The following is a 17336-nucleotide window of genomic DNA, read 5'->3' as shown; positions in this document are numbered from 1 at the left end:
AACCTCCTTCGATGTCCGTGGTATTGTCCATCGCCATGTCCGTAATGATGTCCGCTATATTGTCCAATCTATCATAGATGCGACGGAAGGCGTAGATTGCCTTCATAATGTCCATGCGAATGTCCACCCCCGCGGCGTCCAGGCAGTTTCCGGAACTTCCGGGGGCGGTTGACTCTAAGCCGCGTCGGAATGAATATTCATTCCGTGAGAACGCAGACCGCTGCCGCCCCCACCACCGGGGACGCCGACAAACGCGACGCCATCCTGGATGCGGCGCTGGCGTTGTTCGCCGAGCGCACGTTCGATGGGACGCCCGTGCCGCTGATCGCCGAACGGGCGGGCGTCGGCGCGGGCACGATCTATCGGTATTTCGATGACAAGGCTGCGCTCGTGAACGGCCTGTACCAGTACTGGAAGATGGCGATGGCGGCACGGCTGACGCCGGCATCGCCGATGGGCGATGCGCGCGCGGAGTTTCATCACTGGTGGGACGGATTGTGGCGTTTCGCGTCGGAGCATCCGGACGCCTTCGCGTTTCTCGAGACGCAGCACCACCAGGCATATCTCGACGCGCGCAGTCATGCGATGGGCGAGGCGATCGTCAGCGCCGCGGCGGCGTACGTGCGACGGGCGCAAGCGGCGGGTGCCGTGCGGCGCGCCAGGCCGGAGATGTTGATCGCGCTGGTGTTTGGCGCCTTCACCGGGCTCGTGAAGGCCGCCGGCGAAGACGGACTGACGTACAGGAAGAAGGATGTCGCGACGTCTGAGGAATGTGCGTGGGCGATGTTGCGGGCGTAAGCGGGCTGGTGGTTGAGGGTTGGAGTCGCGGGCTGAAAGACCGCGCCACAGGATGCGTGGGCAATGTTGCGGCGTAGGCAGGCTGGCGGATGAGGTTGGGGTCGCGGGCTGAAAGACCGCGCCACAGGATGCGTGGGCGATGTGCGTGCGTGGGCAGGCTGGTGGATGAGGTTGGGGTCGCGGGCGGAACGCCCCCGCTACAGGATGCGGAGGCGATGTGTTGTGCGTAACGAGCGTCGGAGTCGCGGGGGGGAAAACCCCCCCCCCCCCCCCCGCCACAGAGTAAGGAGAGACACATGTCGAACGTACTGATTACCGGGTGCAGCAGCGGCTTCGGGCTGTTGGCGGCGTTGGAGTTCGCGCGTCGCGGCGACCACGTCTTCGCGACGATGCGTGACACGTCGAAAGCAGGCGACCTGCAGGCGGCGGCGGCGAAGGAGAGTCTGGACGTGCAGGTGCTGCGGCTCGACCTGCTCGACCAGTCGTCGATCGATGCGGCGATCGCCGAAGCGCAGAAGGCGGCGCCGATCGACGTGCTGGTGAACAACGCCGGCTTCGAAGTGCGGTCGTCGGTCGAGGATGCGAGCGAAGACGAAGTGCGCCGCCAGTTCGAGACGAACGTCATCGGCACGCTGCGTGTGATCAAGTCGGTGCTGCCGGACATGCGGAAGCGCGGCGCCGGCACGATCATCAACCTGTCGTCGGTCGCCGGGATCGTAGGCGTGCCGTATGCGGGCTACTACTCCGCGTCGAAGCACGCGCTGGAGGCGATCACGGAGACGATGCACTACGAGGTGCGGCCGTTCGGCGTGCGCGTGGCGCTGATCGAGCCGGGCGCGTTCGAGACTTCGTTCGGCGGCAACATCGTACGGGCGAAGCGCTTCAACGAGACATCGCCGTACTGGGGGACGTCGGAACGTTTTCACGTCGCTCGCGGGAAGCTTTCGAACCCGGAAGTGGTCAACGACCCGCAGGACGTCGCGAAGACAATCGTCGAAGCGGCGTACACAGACACGCCGCGATTGCGATGGCTGGTCGGCGGCGACGCGCAGCTGATCGGCGCGGTGCGGAAGCAGACGGACTTCGAGGGTTTCGAGGCGGCGATGCGGCAGACGCTGGACTGGTGGGACTAATTGACTGGTGGTTGGTCGCTGGTCGCTGGTGAGTGGTGGCCGGTGTTACTTGAGCGGGAGTCTTGACGTGGGGAGTAGGATCATCGTCAGCAGGAGGCGGGCATGAGCACAAAGTGGACAGCGGCACAGATCCCCGATCAGAGCGGGCGCACGGCGGTGGTGACAGGCGCCAACAGCGGCCTCGGGCTGGTGACGGCGCGCGAGCTGGCGAAGGCGGGCGCGCGGGTGATCTTGGCCTGCCGCAACGTCGAGAAGGGGGCGGTGGCCGTGCGAGAGATCGCGGTTGCGGCGCGGGGGGCTTCGGTGACGTGCGCCGCGCTTGATCTCGGCAGCCTGGCGTCGGTGCGTGAGTTCGGGGCGCGCTTCGGAGCGGAGCACGGGTCGCTGGACCTGCTGATCAACAACGCCGGCGTGATGGGGGCGCCGCGGCGGCTCACCGAAGACGGCTTCGAGATGCAGTTCGGCACGAACCATCTGGGGCACTTCGCGCTGACGGGCCTGCTGCTCGGGCACATGACGCGGGACGGCGCACGCGTGGTGACGGTGAGCAGCGGGGCGCATCGCATGGGGCGCATGGCCTTCGATGATCTGCAGGGCGAGAAGAAGTACGGGCGCTGGAGCGCGTACGGGCAGTCGAAGCTCGCGAACTTGCTGTTCGCGTTTGAGTTGGACCGGCGTCTTCGCGCCGTGTCGTCTCTCGTGCGCAGCGTCGCGGCGCACCCGGGCTATGCCGCGACGAACCTGCAGTCGGCCGCAGTGCCGGCACACGAGCGCTTCTTGATGTCGATCACGAACGTGGTCCTCGCGCAGAGCGCCGAGAAGGGCGCGTTGCCGACGCTGTACGCGGCGACGGTTCCCGACGTCGAGGGCGGCGAGTACTACGGACCGGACGGCTTCTTCGAGCAGCGCGGCTACCCGGAGAAGGTCGATTCGACGCCGGCATCGAAGGACGAAGCAGCGGCGAGGCGGCTCTGGGAGATGTCTGAGGAGCTTACCGGCGTGCGCTTCGCGCTGTCGCCGGTCGCTGCGGGCTGAGACTCGGCATCGCGGGCTGAAAGCCCGCTTGACTACGAGATTGGATCCAAGGTTCGCTTTCGGTCGTGCGGTGCATGGGCCGGTTGCTATTCATGTCTGCCGTGATGGGAGATTCTTCGCTTTGCTCTGAATGACGGGTGCGTGGTGATCGGGTGCGTCGCGTGTCACCGAGCGTCGCCGCCCCGCCCCTGCGCGCGGGAGCATCCGCGCGCGGACGGACCTGAAGGTACGTCCCTACTTTTCGTCGGTGCTGCGTTGGGTGGTTGGGGCTGCGCGATGCAGGTTGTCGTGCTGGGAGATTCTTCGCTTCGCTCTGAATGACGGGATTGTGCGCTCTAAATGACGGGATCATTCGCCTCGCGCGGGCTACTCTACGCCGGCTTCGACGGGGCGGGTTTCCAGCGAGTCGAGGGCGGTTTTGACGTTCTTTGTGAATGCCTGGAGCTGGTCGTCGAGGCGGCGGAGCATCTCGAGGGCGTAGCGGTCCGCTTCGTCCATCTGCTCGCCGGCAAGCTTGTCTGCTTCGGCCATGCGTGAGCGGCCCTGCTGTTCGGAGTCGAGAAGCATGCGGTCGCCGCGCGCTTCGGCCTCGCGGACGATCATCTCCGCGCGGGCCTGCGCCTCGTGCACGATCGATTCGTGTTCCAGGAGCTGTTCGACCTGCTCCTGTCCGCGGCGCACCTTGATCTGCGCTTCCTCGTCGGCGCGGCGCATGATCTCATCGCGGCGGCGGAGGATGTCTTCGGCTTCCTTGATCTCGTTGGGCAGTGCGGCGCGCATCTGGTCGACGAGGTCGAGCAGGCGCCTGCGGTCGACGACGACGCCGGCGCCGATAGGCATTCGGCGGCCCTCCGCCACCATCTCTTCGAGCCGGTCGATCAGGTGTAGCGAGTCGATGGCGCACCTCCCTGCGTGCCGCGGCGCGAATGCCCGTCGGCGGTCCGTTCGTTAGGTCACGGCGCCTGCGCGGGCGCACCGATCAAGTCTTGTGGAACTTGGCCTGCAACGCCTTCCAGACGTGCGGCGGTACCAAGTCGGACACATCATACCCCAGCGCGGATACCTCGCGAATGCGCGTACCGCTGATGAAGAGGTGCTCCAAACTGGCCATCAGATAGATCGATTCGATACCCGGCGCCATCTTCTGGTTCATGAGCGCCATGTCGAACTCGGCCTCGAAGTCGGTGACGGCGCGCATGGAGCGGACGATGACGGTCGCGCCCTGCGCTTTCGCGAAGTCGACGGTGAGGCCCGAGTACGACTGCACTTCGATGTTCGGGCAGTCGGCGATGGCTTCGCGAAACATGTCGCAGCGCACGTTTGTTGGGAAGAGCGAGTTGCTCTCGTGCAGTTCGACGGGGGCGACGATCACGCGATCGAAGAGGCGCGCCGCGCGGCGGGCGATGCCGCGGTGGCCGTTGGTGACGGGGTCGAAGCGGCCCGGATAGATCGCGACAATCACTCGGCATCCTCCTGCGCGTAGATCGACACGACCGTATCGCCGTGCCGCCTCGAACGGTAGAGCGGCAGCGGCCCGAGCGCATCGGGCGGGGCGCTGCGCCGCTCGTGCTCGACGACGATCACCGTCGCGTCGGTGGCGAGCGGCGACTCCGCGACGGCGCGCGCCGCCTCGAAGGCGTCCTCATCGTAATACGGGGGGTCCGAGAGGACGAGGGTGTACGGACCCTGGAGCCTTGACACGGCCTGCTTCGCATCGAAGCGGTGCAGCCTCGCGCGCGCGGCGAACCCGGTGGCGCGGAGGTTCTCGGTGATGACGTTGGCTGCGGTGCCGTCGCTGTCGACGAAGTCGGCCGTGCCCTCGCCGCGGCTGAGCGCTTCGATGCCGAGCGCGCCGGTGCCCGCATAGAGGTCGAGCACGCGCTGATAGTCGGCTCCGAGGGCATCGAGCATGTCGAAGATGACGCCGCGGACCATGTCGGATGTGGGGCGGATGCCGGGCTTGCCGGCGGCTTTCGGTTTCGGCGGGCTTTTGAGCGCGCGCCCGCGTGCGGAGCCGGCGATCACGCGCATGGGGACGCGCTACTCGCCTTCGGCGGCGGGCGGCGGCACGACGTTTAGCGCCGAGCGTTGCGCCAGGCGAAGCACGCCATCGCTGATGATGATCGTGATCTCGTAGGTGCCGGGATCGGCGGGCGATGTCCATGTGACGGCGTCGCCGGTTGCCGGGCTAACGGTGCCCTGGTTGGCGGACCACTGCGGCACGAACAGCTCGCCGTTCGGCTTCGAGAGCGTCGTGCTGCCGGTGTCGGCGATCTCCTGCACGGCCGGCCAGACGTTGGCGCCGCCGCTTTCGACGGAGACGTCGTTGAAGGCGACGCCGCCCAGGTTGTAGCGCTGCGCCAGTTCGAGCCGGAAGCGGATGCTGAACTGGTTGGCGACCCAGGCGGTGCGTCGGCCGCCGAGGCCGGGGTAGGCAAACGTCACGGATCGCGCGGCGTCGTCCCAGTGGAGGCCGCTCGAGCCCTCGCTCTGCGCCAGGTTGCGGGCGATGAGCGGCACCTGCGCGTTGGGCACGATCTCCCCTTCGTTGACGACGCTGATCTGGCTGGCGAGCGCCATGGCGTCGTTGAAGGGGAGCGTGCGCAGGCCATCGCCGCCGCGCTCTGTGCTCAACGTGGTGACGGTGATCAGGACCTTGCTGCGGTCGACGCGCTCGACGATGTAGTCGAGCGCTTCTTCGGTGCGCTGGAAGTAGAGTTCCTGGTCGGGTTCGCCGAGCATCTCGATGCTATCGGCGAGTCCGCCGAGCGCTTCCCAGTCGAAGGCGCCGGTCTGCATCTCGCCGCCCTCCCTGAGCGGCATGGGCAGCAACAGGGTGAGGGTGCGGCCATCGGCGTGCAGCGCATCGGCGAGTTGGCGGACGAAATCGGTGTACTGCTCGCCGAGCGTCTCGTTGACGTTGCGATAGTCGACGAGGATGCCGGCGTAGTTGCCCTGCGTGACCTGGGCGGCGATCGCGGTGGCGTGCGCGGGCCGCAGTTCCGTCGAGCGGAGGATGTTGTCGACGACCTCGGGCACGGGTGCGACGAGGCCCGGCACGACGCGGTACGCGGGCCCCGGCACGGCGGGCGGCTCGCCTGCAAGCGCGCCATCATCGGCGGGAATGAAGACGATCGGGTGCAGCGTTGTGAGCACCGCCTCCGCACCGGGATCGATGTTCGTGCCGGCGGGGATCGAGCCGGCGACCTGCAGCAGCGTCGCGCTGCGGCGCAGGACGATGACGTTGCCGGGCAGCGCGCCGAGTTCGCCACGCACGGCGTCGCCGTTCGCGACGAGCGTCACATCGCTGAGGCGCTGCCAGGCGCTGTCGATATAGGAGTAGAGGGCGAGGTTGCGCGCGTCGGTCTGCGCCTCATCGAGGCTGATCGTGATCGCGGAGGCGCCGCGCTGATCTTCGGGCGCTGACATGTCGAAGAGTCCGCTGACGGCTTCGAGGCCGGCGGGAAGTTTGGGGACGCCGCCGCGCCGTTCGGAACTCAACGAATCAGCATCGCCGGGGCCGCTCGGGATGTCCGCGCTGCCATCGCCGCTGAGGATCGAGATGGGCGGCAACACGAGCACGAGCAGGAGGATCGCGAGTCCGATGATCGTGCCGCCGATGTAGATGGCGGAACGGTCGCGGCGTTCGGGCTCGCCGGCCGGGGGTGGGGTGGTGGTCTTGAGGATCCGGTCGAACGGACCCCGCTGCTCGCTAGCCATATGCGGCCGCGCGCCGGCGTGGCGCTGAGCGGCCCGTACCTCCGTGTCGGATCTGGCGCGACGGCCGGTGGCCGGTCACGCGGGGAAGTGTGGCGATGCAGCCCGCAAAGGGCAAATCATAGATGTCCACCTTCGGCGGAGCAGCGGCGGGGTAGCAATGAAAGTGCAACATTGGAGCCTTTACAGGCCCTACGGACGGCTGTATAATCCCGCGACGAACCGCTACTGAGGCCCGGCGCCTCAGTTTTTTTCTCGTTTCCGGATCGCCCACAGCTTGCTCCAGCCGAAGCGTCTAACAGCATTGACGCCGACGGAACGGGGGACACCATGGACAAGCCTCAGCCCATTACACGCGAAGGTCTGACGAAGATCGAGCGCGAACTGCGCCACCTGGAGACGGTGCGGCGGCCCGAGGTCGCCGAGAAGATCAAGCAGGCGAAGGAACTTTCGAGCACGCAGAACAACGCCGAGTATGAGGACGCGAAGAACGAGCAGGCAATGGTCGAGGGGCGCATCCAACAGCTCCAGGCGCTGATCCAGAACGCGGCGATCATCGATGAAGACGGCGCGCACAAGTCGAAGCTCGTCATCCTCGGCAGCACCGTCAAGGTGAAGAGCAGCGATGGAGGGTTAAGCGAGTACACGATCGTCGGGCCGGCGGAGGCTGATCCGCGCGACGGCCGGATCAGCAACGAGTCGCCGGTGGGGCGCGCGCTGATGGGCAAGAAGGTCAACGAAGAGGTGCAGGTGAACGTGCCGAAGGGCCTGGTGACGCTGAAGATCACGAAGATCAGTTAGCGCGCGACCGCACGATCAGGATGCAAGGGGCGGTCGTTGCGGCGACCGCCCTTTCTCGTGCCTTGCGGTGTATGCACTAGTATCGAGCGGTAAAACCGACTTGGGGCGGCCTGACGCGGAAGGTGACAGACGATGCCGGGCGAAGATGAACTGATCGCGCAACGGATGGAGAAACTGCAGCGGATCCGCGCGCGCGGCATCGACCCGTATCCGCCGCGCGTCGTGCGCACGCATACGTCGGAGGAGGCCGTCGCGGCGTTCGAGGCGTGGGAGGCGGCAGGCAGCGCCGGGGACGCTCCGCACGTGAGCGTCACCGGACGCGTCACGGCGCGTCGCGACATGGGCAAGGCGGCGTTCATGGACCTGCGCGACGGCACGGGACGCATCCAGGCGTTCTTCAAGCGCGACGTGCTCGGCGACGCGTTCGAACAGCTCGACGACTTCGACCTGGGAGACTTCATGGCGGCGAGCGGTCCGCTGATGCGCACGCGCGCCGGCGAAGTGAGCGTCGAGGTGCGCGAGTTCGCCATGGTGTCGAAGGCGCTGCGGCCGCCGCCGGAGAAGTGGCACGGCATCGAGGACATCGAGATCCGCTACCGGCAACGCTACCTGGACCTGATGGCGAATGCGGAGGTGCGCGAGATCTTTCGCACGCGCGCGCGCGTCCTCTCGTGGATACGCCGATTCCTGGACGAACGCGGCTTCATCGAAGTGGACACGCCGGTGCTGCAGGCGGAGGCAGGCGGCGCGGCCGCGACGCCGTTCGTCACGCATCATCGCGCGCTCGACCAGGATTTTTACCTGCGCATCTCGCTTGAGCTGCACCTCAAGCGGCTGATCATCGGCGGCTTCGACCGCGTGTACGAGATGAGCCGCATCTTCCGCAACGAAGGCGTGTCGTGGAAGTACAACCCCGAGTTCACGATGCTCGAAACGTACGAGGCGTACGCCGACTATCAGGCGGTCGCTGCGATGGCGGAGGAGATGGTGTCCGGCATGGCGAGCGACGTGCTCGGCTCCACCGTGATCCGCTTCGGTGAGCACGAGATCGAGCTGGCGCCGCCGTGGCGTCGCGTCACGATGCGCGAGGCGTTGATCGAGCACGCGGGCATCGACTTCGAGGAGTTTCGCACGCGTGACGCGCTGCTCGGGGAGTTGCAGCGCCGGAAGATCGAGGTCGACGCCGGCTGGTCATGGGGCAAGCTGCTCGAAGAGGCGGTTTCGGTGTACGTCGAGCCGAAGCTGATCCAGCCGACGTTCCTGCTCGACTATCCGAAGGAGATCTCGCCGCTGGCGAAGAGCAAGGCCGGCGAGCCGGGCATCGTCGAGCGGTTCGAGGTGTTCATGGCAGGGTTCGAGATCGGCAACGCGTACTCGGAGCTGAACGACCCCGTCGACCAGCGCGAGCGCCTGGAGACGCAGGCGCGGCTGGCTGCCGCGGGCATCGAAGAAGTGGAGACGTTGGACGAGGAGTTTCTGATCGCGCTGGAGCACGGGATGCCACCGACGGGCGGATTCGGGATGGGCATCGACCGGCTGGTGATGATTTTGACGGGCAACACGTCGATACGGGAAGTGATCTTGTTTCCGCAGTTGCGGCGGCGGGAGTGAGGGGCACGCCCGCTTCGTGTTCATCGAGAGGAGGTGCGACGGTCGATCGTGAAATCAGCTGACACGACTTCGAAGGACAATTCGTCCGCTGACGGCTGGTACACCATGCGCCAACGGTCCAATATCTCGCGGCCGAGCAGCGATGGCAGTTTGAGAGACTCATCCGGATCGTCGATCAATTCCGAACCGTCGTGCGCGTCGGCGTCAGGTGGTGGGAGAATTTCAAGGTCTTCACGATACCCCCAGATCGCCACACCATGCTCGATGAAGACAATGATCGCCGGCTCGACGAAGCTGGTTACGATGCCTCCGATGCCCTGCGCTTCAGACGTTCGAGAGATGGCACTGAAGTCGATGCCGATTTGAATGGCGTCAGTAGCTGAGATGAGGCTTGTGTCGGCGCCGGTGTCGACCAGAAACGAGACGTCGCCATGCAGGCGAAATCGCGGGAAGTAGACTCGCCCTTCGAGATATGGTCTGCCCGTAGTATCGCCAAAGCGTCCGTGCAGCACCGCTGGCTAGAGGATCATCTTGCGAGGGTTCTTGTCGATGTAGCGCACGATCATGTGGCCGCGAGGCAGACCGCGATCTTCGATCTCAGCCATTAATTCGTGCAGCGTTGCAGCATCGGCAGCGACGTCTCCTTCGTAGATCGCGACCCAACGCTTGGGGTAGCGAGCGATCAGGTGGCGCTGTTTCGACGACAAGACGCGCGCGCTTTCCCGGAACGCCTCGAGTTCCTTTTCGAGGACGCCGGGATCTCCAATGATGTCAACAACGTCAGGATCCATCACGTGTATTGTAGGCGACGCGAGCTGTAGGACTCACGGTTCGAACCGAAAAAAGGCCTTCTCCTAGCGGCTCGGAGTCGAACGACGTGCGCTCCACCGAGGGCCGGCGGCCCGGACGGCGCAGAGGCTCTACGCCCGATATGGAGCGGGTGAGTCGGGCTGCCTTACGCATTCTGCATTTGGAAGCGGGTTGAGCGGCGGGCGTGTTGAGAGCGACAATACCCGACACCATCGCCAGCGTAGGCGGTGAGGAGGCGTGACGTGGAGACAAGCCGGCTCGATCTGCCCGTGGGGGTGACGCTGCGCCTGCAGTCGCGGTCGGGCAAGGTGCTCGTGATCGCGGAAGCGCGCGAGGACATTGAAGTCGAGACGGACGACGTCGAGACGCGGGTCGAAGACGGCGGCGGCGCGCTGATGGTGCGCTCGGGCCGCGGCGGCACGAAGACGCTGACCGTGCGGGCGCCGATCGACACCGACGTGCAGGTCGGGACGCAATCGGGTTCCGTCCGCATGCAGGGCAAACTCGGCGCGATCAGCATCACGACGATGAGCGGCGACATCGAGGTCGACGACGCCGAGGAACTCGACGCGCGCTCGCTTTCCGGCAAGGTCACCGTCGGCAGGTGCCGCGGGCGCTGCCGCCTCAACGCGGTCAGCGGCAGGATCTACGGCGGCGACGTCGATACAGCGTACGCGCAGAGCGTGTCCGGGTCGATCAAGTTCGACCGCGTGCTCGGCGACGTGCGCGCGAAGACCGTCAGCGGCAGCATCGACCTGAATGCGCTGGGTGACGGCGTGATCGCGCTGAAGACGATCTCCGGCAAGATGCGTATCGTACTGCCGGCGGGCACGGAGCCGCACACGCTGTTCAAGACGCGCGGCAGCGTGCGCTGCGACTTCGCGGAAGGGCGCGACTGCCGCATCGAAGCGCATTCGCTGTCGGGGTCGATCGAGGTCGTGCCGGCATGACGGCGGCGACGGCGGCAGAGGCGAGCGTCGTTGCGGGGACCGTGATGTTCACGGACATCGTCGGGTTCACGGAGTTCACTGCGGCGCGCGGCGACGGCGATGCGGTGGCGCTGCTCGCGCGCCAGGAGGCGATCGTGCGGGAGGAGTTGTCGGACAGCGGCCGCATCGTGAAGGAACTGGGCGATGGGCTGATGCTCTGGTTCGATGACGCTTGCGACGCGATCGAGACGGGGCTGCGGCTGCAGGAGCGGTTCGAGACGGAGACCAGCGACGAGGACCTGGCGTTGTGGGTGCGCATCGGCATGCACACGGGGCGGCAGTCGCGGCGCGGCACGGATCTCGTCGGGCACGACGTGAACGTGGCGTCGCGCATCGTCAATTTGGCGAGTTCCGGTGAGGTGCTGGCGTCTGAGTCGACGGTGAAGGGAGCGGAGGGGCGGCTTTCGGGCGTGCAGCTCGAGCAGTTGGGGCCGGTGGTGATGAAGGGGATTCCTGCGCCGATCAACTTGTTTCGTGCGGAGCGTGGGTGAGGGGGCCGCCGGAGCCGCCCCTTAAGACTGGAAGGCGGTTCACAGGGAAGCGCGTGTCCACCGAGCGTGTGCTCTCTCGGCTCAAGGGCTAACGGAAGCTGAACGGCAACCGGATTCGTCGGACGAAGTGGTGGCTCCTTGATGCGTTGAGCTAGCTCGTCGTGAACGTGCCCGCCCTTGCGCGAAGCAGGTACGGTAACGAGCTACGGCGCTGGGTCGCTTGAGGGCACCTGGCCAGCACGTAGCCACCCGGCGTCGGACAGTCGCTGCCATGCGACCTCAATGTGCTTCGGCGTGAAGGTCCGCCGCTTGCGCGCGTTCCATCGGTGGACCGCCTGAACTGCTGCACGGGCATCAGCTGCAGCCGACTCATCCTCATTCGCCACCCAATGCACGGTGGCCAACAGCTCCATGCCGTACGGGGTCTCGAACCCCTGAATAACTTTCGCCACATCATGCAAGTGTTGTTGGGAGTCCGTGTGCCCTTCGAGGGCAAGCATCGCTTCGTGAACAGCCTCGTCAGTAACTGCGATAGACGAGTTGGCGCTTCGATCACCGTAACCACGGATGTAATGGCCCTCAAGGGGTTGCAATACGTGATGGAGCTTCTCCGAGTAAGGCCCGAACTTGTCCTTTGCGAAGTCGAGCCTTAGCGGCTCGCCGCCCTTTTCGAGCAGATACGCGAGCTTCTGGATCTCGAGAAGGCTAAGTTTATAGCCAGGCATGCCGTAGCGTTTCAGCAGCAGGATGATCGCGGCACGTACCGCCGTCATCCTTGGTCTCTTCGTCGCAACTGGCATCCGATTAGCTGCCGGTGCTCCGTCGGGTGGGTAAACGAGGACGCGAACCCCATCGAGCGAACCCAGCACCCGCCTAATGCGCGGTTCGACATCGCGCCAGTCCAGACCGCCGTTACCGCAACCGAGCGGAGGTACCGCTACTGATGTAATTCCATATTCCCGAATGGCCTTCGTTAGTGCGCGCAGTCCTGAGTCAATGTCTGTGAGTCGCGCTTTGCCCTTCCAATGGCGCTTGGTCGGGACGTTAATGACGTACTTCGGTCCGCCTAGCCGCTGGATCGGAACAACTTGGACGGAGCCCGGGCGCAATTCGTCGTGAGCACATGCGCGTCGGTACTCGGCGTACACCTCGGGGTATGCTTGGCGGAACTGTAGGGCGATGCCTTTGCCCATGATCCCTACAGTGTTCACTGTATTGACCAGCGCCTCAGCATCGGCCTCAAGCAGGTTTCCCCTTACCTGTTCGATCATGTTTGCATGTGCCTCAGTTGTAGTACCAGCCGGGTCGCACAACTACCTTCGGGCGATGATCCCCCGCCGCGACGATCCCGTCAACCACTTCTTTTGCAGTCGCATTGATAACGCCGATCTCGGTCACGAGGGTCCATGGGAACGACCTATAAACTAGGAACTCGGCCTGCCGCTTCCTTTTGCGGTCCGGCTGCGCCTGTGTGTCGTTCCAGTAAGTCAACGGCATAACGCTCCAGTCAACTCTATCAAGCTCGCAAAGGTCGTCGTAGAAGCGGCTCAGTGGCGCCATGGGTGCATGCCCATCCGTGAAGACGAAAGGCAACCCGTGCTCAGCCACTGCCTCGCAAGTTGAAACTATGTGCATGATTCGTCTCTGCCCGCCGGCGTACCCGTCGACGTGGCCCCCGTGGATGGAGAGCAGCATTGGCGATCGGGGCGCGAAGTAGAACGGTACGTAATCGTCCAGGGTGCCCTTTGGCCCGACGGGAACGTCGGTCTCCGCGCGCCACTCTTTTATATTCGTGTGCGCGATGTTTCTTCGGGTGATCCTCAACTCAATGCGGCGCTTATCGCAGCAGAGCTCGCCGCGGTCAATGATCGAGGCGAGTTATCATATGGAGTGATGTGGAATATTGGCGGCATTGGCCTATATTGTATCGATATCGCGAAATCTGGGGCCGCACGAGCAGTTCCAGGGGGTTTGGCCAGTATCCCCACTCCTGTTGTCTTGACTTTTCGTCGATGTCATCGTAAATTCCCGATATGAAGGTGATCGAGCAGACCCGGGAGGAGGCGCGGACGGTGGCGATGCTGCGGGCGATTGCGCATCCGGCGCGGTTCCGCATCGTGAAGCTGCTGGCGGCGCGGCAGGCGTGCGTCTGCGGCGACCTCGTCGACGAGCTGCCGCTGGCGCAGTCGACGGTATCCGAGCACCTGAAGGTGCTGAAGGACGCCGGCATCGTCCGCGGGACGATCGAGGGTCCGAACACGTGCTACTGCCTGGAGCCCCAGGCGCTGGCATGGCTCAAGCGGGAATTCGGCGCGCTCAGCGACGCTTGTTGCTGATGGCCCGCGGGCGCGCCGTTTTTGTTTCATCCGGTTATCGGTAAAATCCGATTAGCACAGCAGGAGGTTCTGTCATGGCCCGAACAGCGGACGAGATCAAGGAAGCGGTGAAGGAGCACTACGGCGGCCGCGCGCGCGAGGTGGCGTCGTCGTGTTGCGGGACGGACAGCAAGGGCTATCGCGACAAGCTGTACGTCGTCGACGAGGTCGCCGACCTGCCGGAGACGGTGACGTCGTACGGCTGCGGTAACCCGACGGCGATCGCCGGCCTGCGCGAGGGTGAGGTCGTCGTCGACCTGGGCTCCGGCGCCGGGCTCGATTGCTTCATCGCGGCGAAGGCGGTCGGCGAGCGTGGCCGCGTCATCGGCCTCGACATGACGGACGACATGCTGGCGCTGGCGAACGCCAACCGCGACAAGCTCGGCGCGACGAACGTCGAGTTTCGCAAGGGCGAGATGGAGTCGATGCCGATCGACGACGCGAAGGTGGACGTGATCATCTCGAACTGCGTGATCAACCTGTCGCCGGATAAGGACGCGGTGTTCCGCGAGTCGTTCCGCGTGCTGGCGCCGGGCGGGCGCTTCCACGTCAGCGACATCGTGCTGTCGCGCGACCTTTCGAGCGAAGAGCGCGACGACCTGTCGCTGTGGGCGGGCTGCGCGGCGGGCGCGCTGCTGGAGTCTGACTACCTGGGCCGCCTCGTGCAGGCGGGCTTCACGAACGTCAGCGTCGACAGCCGCAGCAAGGTCGGCGAGAAGCCGTGGTACAGTGCGACGATTTCCGCGCACAAGCCCCGAAACGCAGGTGGTTGCTGCTAATCGATGAGTGTCGATGTGCCCGCGGTGCTGTTCGTGTGCGTACACAACGCGGGGCGGTCGCAGATGGCCGCCGCGTTGACCGCGCTGATGGCCCGCGGGCGCGTCGACGTACGATCGGCGGGGTCGCAGCCCGCTTCGGCGCTGCATCCGGCGGTGGCAGAGGTGATGCGCGAGGTGGGCGTCGACCTGTCGCACGCGACGCCGAAGCTGTTGCAGGACGCGGCGGTCGCGGCCGCGGACGTCGTGGTGACGATGGGTTGCGGCGACGCCTGTCCTGTGTACCCCGGCAAGCGCTACGTCGACTGGGAGGTCGACGATCCATCGGGCAAGCCGGTCGATGAGGTGCGCGCGATCCGCGACGAGATCGCCGACCGCGTGCGGGCGTTGCTCGATGAGATTGGCGTCACCGACGCGGATCTGGACGACGATGAGGACGACTTCGATGATGCTGTTTGAGCGCGTGATGCTGAACGCCGGGTGCCGGCGATGAACGTGAACGTGCGGCTCTTCGCGGGGCTGCAAGGGCTTGTCGGGAAGTCTGACATCGAGATGGCGTTGCCGGCGGGCGCGACGATCGCGACGTTGCGCGATCGACTCGTCGATGAGTACCCGCAGGTCGAGCCGTTCATGAACACGCTCGTGTGCGCGGTCGGCGAGGAGATGATCGCCGCGGACCACGTCTTGTCGGACGGCGATCGCGTGGAGCTGATCCCGCCGATCGCCGGTGGTGGCGAGAGCGTGGACGGCGAACGGCATCAGGCTTGATGTGGGATCAGGCCTCTGACTCCGTCGCCGGCAACAACTCCAGGAACTGAGCGGGCGTGACGATGCTCACGCCTTCAAACGAGCCGAGCACGAGCAGATCCTGATCGCCGGTGATGATGTAGCGCGCGTCGCCGGCGATCGCTGCTTCGAGGAACTTGTCGTCTGCCGGATCGCGTGCAGCGTGAACGCGTCTGTGCGGCTCGACGATCTGTGCGCTCGCTAAGACTTCACGTTGGAACCGTCTGACACTGGCTATGCCGCCGTCGACTCGCTTAAGGATAGCTTCGCGGCCAAGCACCACATCTATCGTTGAGTAGCGGCGCGCTGATAATCCATTCCGCGCGCCCTTGTACGCAGTTCATAAGGACCGAACCCGATGTGGATGCCGGGTACATGAGAGCGCTGACCACGACGTTTGTGTCGACGACGACCTTCAAGCCGACTTGGCGCGTCGCCGCTTGGAGGCAGCCCGGACTGCCTTCACCTCTTGATTGACGAGACGTTCGACTTCCTCTTCAGTGAGATCCTTGTTGAGCTCGGCGTTGCGCTGCATCCAGTCGGCGATCCATGCGCGCGACTCATCGCGCGATATGTCCATCGCCACGGCGCGGCCTGCTGGCACCAGGGTGGCCATGGGCTTGCCGGCGCGTTCGATGACGATCTCGTCGCCGCGGTAGTAGACCTGTTCGAGCAGTTCACCCAGGTTGCGGCGGGCTTCGACGGCGGTGACGGTGCGTTTCATCGTGGTCCTCCTAGTTGTGCTTTGTGCACGATCATAGCAATTGTGACTTCTGCACGATCATCCACCACGGTTGAGCGCAATCGTGGACGTGCGGGAGTGTGAAAGCTAGGGGCGGGCGACGATCAGGCTTGCGGCGTGCCCGCGACCTATGGCGTTGACCATGGCCTTGGTGCCGTGGAGGCGGCGGACGTCTTCGGTGACGACTTCGAGCTGGCCGCAGTCGGGATCCTGCTCATCGAGGTTGAGCGTGGGCGGAATCAGCCCGGCCTGCAGCGCGAAGACGGCGGCGATCACGTTAAACGCGCCCGAGGCGCCGAGCGTGTGGCCGAGCGCGCCTTTGATCGAGGTTGCCCAGAGTTTGTCGGTGTTCGGGCCCCAGACGCGGCGGATCGCCTGGCCTTCGATGGCATCGATGGCGCCGCCGCCGGCCGATGCGAAGATGACGTCGATTTCGCCCTGCAACGTCAGGTCCCACTTGATGAGCGCGGTCTGCATGGCGCGCCCGGCGTCGTACGGATTGGCGGCGGCGTGCGCGACGGGGGCGCGGCTGAACGTCGAGCCGTAGCCTTCGACGTAGGCGAGGATGTTCGCGGCACGGCGCACCGCCTGCTCCTCGCTTTCCAGCACGACGAACGCGGCGCCTTCGCTCAGAGCGAATCCGTTGCGCTGCGCGTCCCATGGCCGTACTGCGTGCTGCGGATCGTTGTTCGCGCGCGAGAGCATGTTCAGCGCATCGAAGTGCGCGAGCGCGTCGGGCGTGACGGGTGCTTCGGCGCCGCCGGCGAGGACGATCGAGCACTCCTCGCGGCGGATCCACTCCGCGCCCTCGCCGATCGCCATCAGCCCACCCGCGGCGCCGTTCGACAAGTGCGTCACCGGCCCGGCGGCGCTAATCGTGCGCGCGACCTGCGCGGCGGTGGCGATGGAGCCCTCGGGCATCTCGGTGCCGACGAGGACGCCGATCTGTGAGACGGTCTCGGCGTTGATCGGCACGTCCGCCTCGACGAGCGCCTGGATGGCGGCGTCGGCGGCGAGCAGGGAGCGGCGGTCCATGGCGGCGGCGGCTTCGGGGTCGACGTCGGGGCGCGGCGCGTAGTCGCGGATCTCGCCGGCGATGCGGCAACCGAGGCCCGATGCATCGAACGACGTTACGGACGCGATGGCGCTGCGGGCCGCCGCGAGCGCAGCCCAGAGGTCGTTGGCGCTGCGGCCGAACGGAGATACGGCGCCGACGCCGGTGATGCAGACGCGAATGTCATCGGCCATAGCGGTGGAAACGGTAGCCGGTGG

General features: G+C 65.6%; 21 protein-coding genes and 1 pseudogene. 11 read left to right on the top strand and 11 right to left on the bottom strand.

Translation table 11 applies throughout. The features are described from left to right. Window positions 1-204 precede the first annotated feature (204 nt). From WEB52_07280 to WEB52_07270, 3 genes are all read left to right on the top strand, one after another. The gene (locus tag WEB52_07280) at window positions 205-798 is read left to right on the top strand and encodes a TetR/AcrR family transcriptional regulator (GenBank protein MEX2226232.1); all 594 of its coding nucleotides are present in this window, start codon (window positions 205-207) and stop codon (window positions 796-798) included. 296 nt (window positions 799-1094) lie between these two features. After that, window positions 1095-1931 carry an SDR family oxidoreductase gene (locus WEB52_07275; GenBank protein MEX2226231.1) on the top strand — a complete coding sequence of 279 codons (837 nt, stop codon included), beginning with the start codon at window positions 1095-1097 and terminating at the stop codon, window positions 1929-1931. A gap of 102 nt (window positions 1932-2033) precedes the next feature. Further along, on the top strand, window positions 2034-2966 hold the full coding sequence (locus WEB52_07270) for an oxidoreductase (GenBank protein MEX2226230.1): 933 nt from the start codon (window positions 2034-2036) through the stop codon (window positions 2964-2966). A 366-nt stretch (window positions 2967-3332) separates the two neighbouring features. Here WEB52_07270 and WEB52_07265 read toward each other — a convergent pair whose 3' ends face one another. The 4 genes from WEB52_07265 to WEB52_07250 all read right to left on the bottom strand — a co-directional run bounded on the left by WEB52_07265 (window position 3333) and on the right by WEB52_07250 (window position 6686). Then, entirely contained in the window at window positions 3333-3806 is a 474-nt protein-coding gene (locus tag WEB52_07265; GenBank protein ID MEX2226229.1) for a hypothetical protein, read from the bottom strand. A gap of 139 nt (window positions 3807-3945) precedes the next feature. After that, window positions 3946-4428, bottom strand: coding sequence for a pantetheine-phosphate adenylyltransferase (gene coaD / locus WEB52_07260; protein ID MEX2226228.1), 483 nt, complete (start codon window positions 4426-4428; stop codon window positions 3946-3948). Next, window positions 4425-4997 carry an RsmD family RNA methyltransferase gene (locus WEB52_07255; GenBank protein MEX2226227.1) on the bottom strand — a complete coding sequence of 191 codons (573 nt, stop codon included), beginning with the start codon at window positions 4995-4997 and terminating at the stop codon, window positions 4425-4427. The genes coaD and WEB52_07255 overlap by 4 nt, the downstream gene beginning before the upstream one ends. Before the next feature lie 9 nt (window positions 4998-5006). Continuing rightward, entirely contained in the window at window positions 5007-6686 is a 1680-nt protein-coding gene (locus WEB52_07250) for a hypothetical protein (GenBank protein MEX2226226.1), read from the bottom strand. Between the two features lie 327 nt (window positions 6687-7013). Between WEB52_07250 and greA the strand changes: the two genes are divergently transcribed. Both greA and lysS read left to right on the top strand, forming a co-directional pair. Continuing rightward, on the top strand, window positions 7014-7484 hold the full coding sequence (greA, locus tag WEB52_07245; protein ID MEX2226225.1) for a transcription elongation factor GreA: 471 nt from the start codon (window positions 7014-7016) through the stop codon (window positions 7482-7484). Between the two features lie 132 nt (window positions 7485-7616). Next, a complete protein-coding gene (lysS, locus tag WEB52_07240; protein ID MEX2226224.1) occupies window positions 7617-9095 on the top strand; it encodes a lysine--tRNA ligase in 1479 nt (492 codons plus the stop codon). A gap of 20 nt (window positions 9096-9115) precedes the next feature. Here the strand turns inward: lysS and WEB52_07235 are convergent, their stop codons facing one another. After that, the gene (locus tag WEB52_07235) at window positions 9116-9607 is read right to left on the bottom strand and encodes an aspartyl protease family protein (GenBank protein MEX2226223.1); all 492 of its coding nucleotides are present in this window, start codon (window positions 9605-9607) and stop codon (window positions 9116-9118) included. A gap of 6 nt (window positions 9608-9613) precedes the next feature. Next, window positions 9614-9886 carry a hypothetical protein gene (locus WEB52_07230; protein ID MEX2226222.1) on the bottom strand — a complete coding sequence of 91 codons (273 nt, stop codon included), beginning with the start codon at window positions 9884-9886 and terminating at the stop codon, window positions 9614-9616. 261 nt (window positions 9887-10147) lie between these two features. On the opposite strand from WEB52_07230, the gene WEB52_07225 reads away from it, so the two are divergent. Beyond that, on the top strand, window positions 10148-10855 hold the full coding sequence (locus WEB52_07225) for a DUF4097 family beta strand repeat-containing protein (protein MEX2226221.1): 708 nt from the start codon (window positions 10148-10150) through the stop codon (window positions 10853-10855). Next, window positions 10852-11385, top strand: a complete 534-nt coding sequence (locus tag WEB52_07220) for an adenylate/guanylate cyclase domain-containing protein (GenBank protein ID MEX2226220.1) — start codon at window positions 10852-10854, stop codon at window positions 11383-11385. Before WEB52_07225 ends, WEB52_07220 begins: the two co-directional genes overlap by 4 nt. Before the next feature lie 203 nt (window positions 11386-11588). On the opposite strand, the gene WEB52_07215 is transcribed toward WEB52_07220, so the two are convergent. Together WEB52_07215 and WEB52_07210 are read right to left on the bottom strand one after the other, a co-directional pair. Continuing rightward, window positions 11589-12656: a macro domain-containing protein gene (locus WEB52_07215; protein ID MEX2226219.1), complete on the bottom strand. Its 1068-nt coding sequence runs from the start codon at window positions 12654-12656 to the stop codon at window positions 11589-11591. A gap of 13 nt (window positions 12657-12669) precedes the next feature. After that, complete coding sequence (locus tag WEB52_07210; protein ID MEX2226218.1) at window positions 12670-13251, bottom strand: DUF4433 domain-containing protein; 582 nt, start codon at window positions 13249-13251, stop codon at window positions 12670-12672. Between the two features lie 167 nt (window positions 13252-13418). On the opposite strand from WEB52_07210, the gene WEB52_07205 reads away from it, so the two are divergent. From WEB52_07205 to WEB52_07190, 4 genes are all read left to right on the top strand, one after another. Beyond that, the gene (locus WEB52_07205; GenBank protein MEX2226217.1) at window positions 13419-13721 is read left to right on the top strand and encodes a metalloregulator ArsR/SmtB family transcription factor; all 303 of its coding nucleotides are present in this window, start codon (window positions 13419-13421) and stop codon (window positions 13719-13721) included. 74 nt (window positions 13722-13795) lie between these two features. Continuing rightward, window positions 13796-14539 (top strand): arsenite methyltransferase, encoded by a 744-nt coding sequence (gene arsM / locus WEB52_07200; protein ID MEX2226216.1) that lies wholly within the window; start codon window positions 13796-13798, stop codon window positions 14537-14539. A 3-nt stretch (window positions 14540-14542) separates the two neighbouring features. Continuing rightward, a complete protein-coding gene (locus tag WEB52_07195; GenBank protein MEX2226215.1) occupies window positions 14543-14995 on the top strand; it encodes a hypothetical protein in 453 nt (150 codons plus the stop codon). A 30-nt stretch (window positions 14996-15025) separates the two neighbouring features. After that, a complete protein-coding gene (locus tag WEB52_07190; GenBank protein ID MEX2226214.1) occupies window positions 15026-15304 on the top strand; it encodes a MoaD/ThiS family protein in 279 nt (92 codons plus the stop codon). 7 nt (window positions 15305-15311) lie between these two features. Here WEB52_07190 and WEB52_07185 read toward each other — a convergent pair. The 3 genes and pseudogenes from WEB52_07185 to WEB52_07175 all read right to left on the bottom strand — a co-directional run bounded on the left by WEB52_07185 (window position 15312) and on the right by WEB52_07175 (window position 17312). Then, window positions 15312-15620: pseudogene (locus WEB52_07185) on the bottom strand (putative toxin-antitoxin system toxin component, PIN family). Window positions 15621-15737: 117 nt separating this feature from the next. Next, a complete protein-coding gene (locus WEB52_07180; GenBank protein MEX2226213.1) occupies window positions 15738-16046 on the bottom strand; it encodes a type II toxin-antitoxin system prevent-host-death family antitoxin in 309 nt (102 codons plus the stop codon). Between the two features lie 105 nt (window positions 16047-16151). Further along, window positions 16152-17312 carry a beta-ketoacyl synthase N-terminal-like domain-containing protein gene (locus WEB52_07175; protein ID MEX2226212.1) on the bottom strand — a complete coding sequence of 387 codons (1161 nt, stop codon included), beginning with the start codon at window positions 17310-17312 and terminating at the stop codon, window positions 16152-16154. Window positions 17313-17336: the final 24 nt, after the last annotated feature.

The sequence above is a fragment of the Dehalococcoidia bacterium genome (assembly GCA_040902535.1).
In the GTDB taxonomy this organism is placed as follows: domain Bacteria; phylum Chloroflexota; class Dehalococcoidia; order DSTF01; family JACRBR01; genus JBBDXD01.
The sequence above is the reverse complement of the archived record's forward strand: the minus strand, read 5'-3'. Positions and strand labels throughout refer to the sequence as shown.